The organism is Pseudomonas sp. CGJS7, assembly GCF_036961695.1.
This window is the reverse complement of record NZ_JBAMDI010000093.1, coordinates 37832-45136: the sequence shown is the minus strand read 5'-3', so window position 1 is coordinate 45136 and position 7305 is coordinate 37832. Positions and strand designations below refer to the sequence as shown.

Genomic DNA, 7305 nt, shown 5'->3' with positions numbered 1-7305 from the left:
ACGCTTATGTCGCGAAAGGCCTGCGCAGCAGGCCCAGCACTCTCAATCCCGCTTGACCAGCCCCGGCAACTGCGCCCCCAGCTTCTGGTTGTTGAACGGCGCCCGAATGAACCCCCGCTGTCTCCCATCCGGGCCGACGATCGCCAGATTACCGCTGTGATCCACGGTATACCCCGGCTTGCTGGTATCCGCCGGAATGAACGGAATGCTCAAGGCATTGGCCAGCTTCTGGGTATCCTCGATCGACCCCGCCACGCCGACAAAGTCCTTGTCGAAATAGCCCAGATACTGCTTCAGCTGGTTCGGCGTGTCGCGGTTAGGGTCCACACTCACCAACACCACCTGCAGCCGGTCGACGGCATCCTTGGGCAACTCGCTCTTCACCTGGCGCAGCTGGGCCAGGGTGGTCGGGCAGATGTCCGGGCAGTAGGTGTAGCCAAAGAACAGCAGCGACCATTTGCCCTTGAGGTCATCCATCTGCACCGGCTGGCCGTCCTGGTTGGTCATGGTGACATCAGCCACGGCGCGGCTCTGCGGCAGCAGGATGATGCCCGCATCGATCAGCTCGGCAGGGTTGGGCTGGTCACGACCATTAAGCACCTTGTTGACGGTCAGGCCCATGATCAACGCGACCAGGGCAACGAGGATGAAGACGGTTTTCTGGGTTCGGGTCATAGGTTCAGCAACAGGTAGTGGTCAAGAAGCAACGCGATGAACAGCGCGAACAGGTAGCCGATAGAGTACTTGAAGGTGCCGATCGCCGCGTGCGGCCGGCTGCTACGGTACAACACCCAAGCCCATTGCAGGAAGCGCAGGCCCAAGGCCAGGGCACAGACCAGGTACAGCGGGCCACTCATGTGGATGACATACGGGAGCAGGCTCACTGCCAACAGGATCAGGGTGTACAGCAGGATATGCAGTTTGGTGTAGCGCTCGCCGTGGGTCACCGGCAACATCGGGATATCGGCCTTGGCGTATTCCTCCTTGCGGTGGATGGCCAGCGCCCAGAAATGCGGCGGGGTCCAGGCGAAAATGATCAGCACAAGCAGCAAGGGTTCGGCGCTGACATGGCCGCTTACCGCCACCCAGCCGAGCAACGGCGGAGCGGCACCGGCCAGGCCACCGATGACGATGTTCTGTGGCGTGGCGCGCTTGAGAAAGCCGGTGTAGAGCACCGCATAACCGAGTAATGAGGCCAGGGTCAGCCAGGCGGTGAGGGCGTTGGTGAACACAAGCAGCAGGACCATGCCCAGCAACGCCAGGGCCAAGGCGAACAACAGCGCCGGCAGGGGCTCGACTCGGCCTTGGGCCAAAGGCCGTTTGTGGGTGCGTGCCATCAGCGCATCGATGCGCCGATCCACCACATGATTGACCACCGCTGCGCCACCCGCGCACAGGCCGATGCCCAGGTTGCCGAACAACAGCACGCTCCAGCTGACGCCCGCCCGGGTGGCCAGGAACATGCCCGCCAGCGAGGTGATCAGCATCAGCACCACCACCTTGGGCTTGGTCAGCTCGAGGTAATCGCGCCAGTGGGCCCGTCGTACGCTTAGAAGCGTCGCCACGAGTCGTTCCTCATATGATGGGAAATGCCCACCCCGACCACCGGCCGCAGACGCCAGCCATGGCCGACACCCACTCGAACCTTGTCGACCACTCGAATGCGGTAGTTCACCAGCACCATGCTCAGCAGCAGCATCGCCCCGCCGGCATTGTGCGCAACAGCCACAGCCAGCGGCAGGTGGAACACCACGTTGCTGATGCCCAGGCCCACTTGCAAGGCCAGCGCCAGCAGCACCAGCCGCGCCAGGCCGGGGAGACCACAGCGGTGCAGCTTCCAGCTGAGCATCAGCAGCACGCAGGTCACCAGCAGCGCACCCAGCCTGTGGCTGATGTGGATGGCCGTACGCGCATCACTGTCCAGCTGTCCGCCCAGGTAATTGGGGCCGACGTGCTGGGTCAGGTGGAAGCCGTTGCTGAAGTCCGCCGCTGGCCACCACTGGCCATGGCAGGTCGGCAGGTCGATGCAGGCCACGGCGGCGTAGTTGGCGCTGACCCAACCGCCCAGGGCGATCTGGCCGATTACCACCAGCAGCGCCAGCGCAGCGATCCGGCGCAGGCTCAGCGGCAGTTTCGGCAAGGGCGCAAAGGCCCGGGACAGACGCAGAGACAACAGAAACAGCAAGCTCAACGTGGTAAAGCCACCCAGCAAGTGCGCCGTGACCACCTGCGGCCATAGCTTCAGGGTGACCGTCCACATACCGAAGGCTGCCTGGGCCAGCACCACACCCAGTAGCAGCATTGGCAGGCGATAAGGCTGCCCATCGCGGGCATGCCGGCGCATTGCCTGGAACGCGAGCAGGGCGATCACCACGGCCAGGCTACCGGCAAAGTAGCGGTGGACCATCTCGGCCCAGCCCTTGGCAGCTTCCACCGGGTGCTCAGGAAAGTGCAGCTCGGCATGGGCCAACTGCGCGTCAGTCTTGGGCACGCTGATAAAGCCATAGCACCCGGGCCAGTCGGGGCAACCGAGGCCGGCGTGGGTCAGGCGGGTATAGGCACCGAGCAGGACGACCAGCAGTGCCAGCAGGGTGGCGAACACAGCAAGGCGAAATCCAGGTCTGGCCATGGCAGGCTCCTAGCCGATATTGGACAGCTTGAGCAGGTGGCGCAGGTCATCCAGCACATGCTTGCCGTTGACCTTGCCGTCGTAGCGCAGCACCAGGTTGCCGTGCGGGTCGACGATCCACAGCTGCGGGCCGGGCTCGACAACCTTCTGCTGATAACGTTGCGCATCCAGCGGGTAGCGCTGCAACTGCGGGTACTCGCGGCCGAGCAGTGCCTGGTAGTCGGCACTCAGCGGCTGGGCAGCGGCCAGCGCATGGCTGGCGCGGCTGGCATCACGCCCCAGCCCGACCTGAATCTGCCGAGCCAGGTACACCAGGCGCTGACAGTCTTCGGTGCAGGCCTGGGGTGCGCTGACCAGCAACTGCCAGCGATCGTCCTGCCCCGCCACGCCGAGATCGGCACGGCTTTCCCCATTGCCAATCATGGCGCCATGGTAGCTGCGGCCTTCCGGCACCCAGAATTTGAGCTTGTACATGCTGGTGGCCAGAACCATTGGCCCAAGCACCACCAGCAGGATCAGCAAAAGCTGCAAACGCCCACGGGCTCTGGGTTTGCTACGTTCAGGCGCGTCCAGTGGAGTGGCGGTGGCCATGGCGTTTCTCCTTGTTTTGATGCCAGCCGAAGTAGAGGTAGAGCAGAACCAGAGCGGTAGCCAGGGCAAACCACTGCACGGCATAGCCGACGTGTTTTTCGGGGCTCATGGCGACAACCGGCCAGTCCAGGCGATAGCTCGCAGGGCCCGGCTCCAGGCGCAATTCCTGAGCGAAGCCTTCGCGATCAAGCTGTTGCCATAGCTGCGCGGCATCGATAGCGGTCAACAGATGCGGCCATTGCCCGCCGATGGGGTCCGGGTGCAGCTGGAAGGTGCTACCGGGCACGACATACACAGAGGCATCCAGCGCCAAGGCCTGGGCAGGGGTTTCGAAACGCACCGGCACCCGGCGGTCCAGCCATGGCAGCCAGCCACGATTGATCAGCAACCACAGGCCGCTGGCTTGGTCGTGGAAGGGCTGCAGCAGCTCGACACCGGCTTTGCCGTCGCGCATGCGGTTGTCCAGCAGCACGCTGTGCTCGGCGTCGAAGCGGCCATACAGGTGCACGCGGCGGAAGGCGTTGTCTTCTTTAGAGAAGAGCTGGGCGGTGGCGATCGGTGCTTCAACCCGCCGTTCTGCATAGGTGGCCAGCAGCACGCGCTTTTCCTCGGCACGGCCGAGTTGCCAGCAACCAAGCGCAATCAGCCCCGGCAGCAATGCAAGCACCACCAGCGTCGGTACCCAGCCTGGGCGAAACGGCCTCACGGGCGCCTCGCTATACTTATCCACATCACCGCATCCCCCGGGAGTAACGCCATGCTCAAGGCCGCGATTGTCCTGATGCTGTTGGCCACGATTGCCAGCCTGTTCAGTGGCCTGGTGTTTCTGGTCAAGGATGATGAAAACTCGACCCGTCTGCTCAAGGCGCTGACCATACGGGTGACCCTGGCAGCCCTGACCATAGGCCTGGTCGCCTGGGGCTTGATCAGCGGTCAACTGGTCTCCCACGCCCCTTTCTGAAGTTCTCACCTGCCCCTACAGGGTTTTCGTATTCACAACACATAGACAAAGATGAACAACCCCACCCACACCACATCGACGAAGTGCCAGTACCAACTGGCTGCCTCGAAGCCGAAGTGTTTTTCCGGGTTGAAATGCCCGCGCAGAATGCGCACGAACATCACGATCAGAATGATCGTGCCCAATGTCACGTGGGCGCCGTGAAACCCGGTAAGCATGAAAAACGTCGCACCGTAGATGCCTGAGCCCAGTGTCAGCCCCAGCTTGGTATAGGCCTCGTGGTACTCGAAGGCCTGCAGTGCGATAAAGCTGATGCCCAGGACAATGGTCAGCGCCATCCAGAATTTCAGCGGGCCGCGGTGGTCACGGCGCAAGGCGTGGTGGGCAATGGTGATTGTCACACTGGAACTGACCAGCAGGATGGTGTTGATCAGCGGCAGGTGCCACGGGTCGATCACTTCCTTGGGGGGTGGGAACAGCTTGGGGTCGGGGGTATGCAGCAGCGGCCAGGTGAATTCGAAGGTTGGCCACAGCATGTGTGCAACACCTTTGGCTCCTTCGCCACCCAGCCACGGCCCCGCCAGTACGCGCACATAGAACAGCGCACCGAAGAAGGCCAGGAAGAACATCACTTCGGAGAAGATGAACCAGCTCATGCCCCAGCGGAACGAGCGGTCCAGTTGCGGGCTGTACAACCCGGCGCGGCTCTCCTTGACCACTGCCCCAAACCAGCCGAACAGCATGTAGGCCAGAAACAACGCACCCACGAAGAAAATCAGCGGCCCGTGGGAATCCGGGTGGCCCGCCTTCATGTCGTTGAACCAGGTGCCCAGGCCGAATACCGTGATGAACATGCCGATGGTGGCGATGATCGGCCATTTGCTCTGCGCCGGAACGTAGTAGTGCTCATGACTTGCCATTGCTGTTCTCCTTCCCTTAACGGGCGCCTTGGACGTCCTGCGCCGCAACGTGCGCGACCGGCGGGTGGCGAGCGGTGATGTCGAACAAGGTGTAGGCCAGTGTCAGGTGCTTCACGCTGGCCGGCAGGTCGCGGTCGACGATGAAGCGCACCGGCATCTCGATGCGTTCGCCGGGCTGCAGCACCTGCTGGGTAAAGCAGAAGCACTCGGTCTTGTGGAAGTAGGCCGCGGCCTCGGCCGGGGTAATGCTGGGTATTGCCTGCGCACTCATCGGCCGGTCGGTCGGGTTGTGGGCAATGAAGATCATCTGGTTCACCGCCCCCGGGTTGACCTCCAGCTGGTCGGCAGTGGAGTAGAAGTCCCAGACCATGTCGCTGGCATTGGTCGACATGAACTGCACCCGCACAGCACGCGTCGGGTCACTGACCTGGCTACCTTCGTACTGGCCGCCGGTCTTGCCGTTGATACCGAAGGCTTTGCACATGACGTCGTAGATCGGCACCAGCGCGAAGCCGAAGGCGAACATCACCACCGTCAGCATCAACAGGCGCGTTACCAGGCGTTTCACCGACAGGCCGTTCATGGCGGGTTCCTATTTCACTTCCGGGGGTGTCTGGAAGGTGTGGTAGGGCGCAGGCGAGGGTATCGACCACTCAAGGCCCTCGGCGCCATCCCAGGGTTTGGCCGGTGCCGGCGCGCCACCGCGGATGCACTTGATGACAATGAACAGGAAGAAGATCTGCGTGGCGCCGAACATGAACGCGCCGATCGACGACACCATGTTGAAATCGGCGAACTGCAGGTTGTAGTCGGGGATGCGCCGTGGCATGCCGGCCAAGCCTACGAAGTGCATGGGGAAGAAGGCCATGTTCATGCCGACGAACGACAGCCAGAAGTGCAGTTTGCCGAGGGTTTCGTCGTACATGTGGCCGGTCCATTTCGGCAGCCAGTAGTAGGCCGAGGCAAAGATGCCGAAAATTGCACCAGGCACCAGTACGTAATGGAAATGCGCCACCACGAAGTAAGTGTCGTGGTACTGGAAGTCTGCCGGGGCGATCGCCAGCATCAACCCGGAGAAACCACCGATGGTGAACAGGATGACAAAGGCGATGGCGAACAGCATCGGCGTTTCGAAGGTGAGCGAACCTTCCCACATGGTGCTGACCCAGTTGAATACCTTCACCCCGGTGGGCACGGCAATCAACATGGTGGCGTACATGAAGAACAACTCGCCGACCACCGGGATGCCGACCACGAACATATGGTGGGCCCAGACGATGAATGACAGGAAGGCAATGGCGCCGGTGGCATACACCATCGAGGTATAACCGAACAGCGGCTTGCGTGAGAATGCCGGGATGATCGAGCTGACCGCACCGAAGGCGGGCAGGATCATGATGTAAACCTCAGGGTGGCCGAAGAACCAGAACACATGCTGGAACAGCACCGGGTCACCGCCACCTGCGGCACTGAAAAAGCTGGTACCGAAGTGGATATCCATCAGCATCATGGTTACCACGCCAGCCAGTACTGGCATCACCGCAATCAGCAGGAACGCGGTAATCAGCCAGGTCCAGACGAACAGCGGCATTTTCATCAGCGTCATGCCGGGGGCACGCAGGTTGAGGATGGTGGCAATCACGTTGATCGCCCCCATGATCGAGCTGATACCCATCAGGTGGATGGCGAAGATGAAGAAAGTGACGCTGGCTGGCGCATAGGTGGTGGAAAGCGGTGCGTAGAACGTCCAGCCAAAGTTCGGCCCTCCGCCCGGGCTAAACAGCGTCGAGACCAGCAGCAGGAAGGCCGCCGGCAGCAGCCAGAAGCTGAAGTTGTTCATCCGTGGCAGTGCCATGTCGGGCGCGCCGATCATCAGCGGAATCATCCAGTTGGCCAGGCCGACGAAGGCCGGCATCACCGCGCCAAACACCATGATCAGGCCATGCATGGTGGTCATCTGGTTGAAGAACGCCGGTTCCACGATCTGCAAACCCGGCTGGAACAGCTCGGCGCGGATCACCATGGCAAACGAGCCACCCAGCAGGAACATGATGAAACTGAACCACAGGTACATCGTGCCGATGTCTTTATGGTTGGTGGTCAGCACCCAGCGCATCAGGCCCTTGGCCGGGCCGTGCGCATGGTCATGGCCGTGGGCGTGGTCGTCGATCACTGCACTCATGTCCTGTCTCCTGCAATCCATT

9 protein-coding genes are annotated in these 7305 nt (G+C 62.0%); 1 reads left to right on the top strand and 8 read right to left on the bottom strand.

What is annotated here, in order from left to right; translation table 11 throughout:
• Positions 1-42: 42 nt before the first annotated feature.
• From V7787_RS37470 to V7787_RS37450, 5 genes are read right to left on the bottom strand one after another with little or no spacing between them, the layout of a single operon-like run.
• Positions 43-675 (bottom strand): SCO family protein, encoded by a 633-nt coding sequence (locus tag V7787_RS37470; protein ID WP_020191164.1) that lies wholly within the window; start codon positions 673-675, stop codon positions 43-45.
• Positions 672-1565, bottom strand: coding sequence for a heme o synthase (cyoE, locus tag V7787_RS37465; RefSeq protein WP_064490962.1), 894 nt, complete (start codon positions 1563-1565; stop codon positions 672-674). Before cyoE ends, V7787_RS37470 begins: the two co-directional genes overlap by 4 nt.
• Complete coding sequence (locus V7787_RS37460; protein WP_014861530.1) at positions 1550-2629, bottom strand: COX15/CtaA family protein; 1080 nt, start codon at positions 2627-2629, stop codon at positions 1550-1552. The genes cyoE and V7787_RS37460 overlap by 16 nt, the downstream gene beginning before the upstream one ends.
• 9 nt (positions 2630-2638) lie before the next feature.
• Positions 2639-3220 carry a hypothetical protein gene (locus V7787_RS37455; protein ID WP_064490961.1) on the bottom strand — a complete coding sequence of 194 codons (582 nt, stop codon included), beginning with the start codon at positions 3218-3220 and terminating at the stop codon, positions 2639-2641.
• The gene (locus tag V7787_RS37450) at positions 3189-3926 is read right to left on the bottom strand and encodes an SURF1 family protein (protein WP_064490960.1); all 738 of its coding nucleotides are present in this window, start codon (positions 3924-3926) and stop codon (positions 3189-3191) included. The genes V7787_RS37455 and V7787_RS37450 overlap by 32 nt, the downstream gene beginning before the upstream one ends.
• Positions 3927-3977: 51 nt before the next feature.
• Here V7787_RS37450 and V7787_RS37445 point away from each other — a divergent pair, with 51 nt between their 5' ends.
• Positions 3978-4181, top strand: coding sequence for a twin transmembrane helix small protein (locus V7787_RS37445; RefSeq protein ID WP_020191169.1), 204 nt, complete (start codon positions 3978-3980; stop codon positions 4179-4181).
• A gap of 32 nt (positions 4182-4213) precedes the next feature.
• On the opposite strand, the gene V7787_RS37440 is transcribed toward V7787_RS37445, so the two are convergent.
• Genes V7787_RS37440 through ctaD form a run of 3 tightly spaced genes read right to left on the bottom strand, consistent with a single transcriptional unit; the run spans position 4214 to position 7283 of the window.
• The gene (locus tag V7787_RS37440) at positions 4214-5101 is read right to left on the bottom strand and encodes a cytochrome c oxidase subunit 3 (protein ID WP_020191170.1); all 888 of its coding nucleotides are present in this window, start codon (positions 5099-5101) and stop codon (positions 4214-4216) included.
• Between the two features lie 16 nt (positions 5102-5117).
• Entirely contained in the window at positions 5118-5684 is a 567-nt protein-coding gene (locus tag V7787_RS37435; protein WP_003253035.1) for a cytochrome c oxidase assembly protein, read from the bottom strand.
• A 9-nt stretch (positions 5685-5693) separates the two neighbouring features.
• Positions 5694-7283 carry a cytochrome c oxidase subunit I gene (gene ctaD, locus V7787_RS37430; protein ID WP_010951506.1) on the bottom strand — a complete coding sequence of 530 codons (1590 nt, stop codon included), beginning with the start codon at positions 7281-7283 and terminating at the stop codon, positions 5694-5696.
• Positions 7284-7305 lie beyond the last annotated feature (22 nt).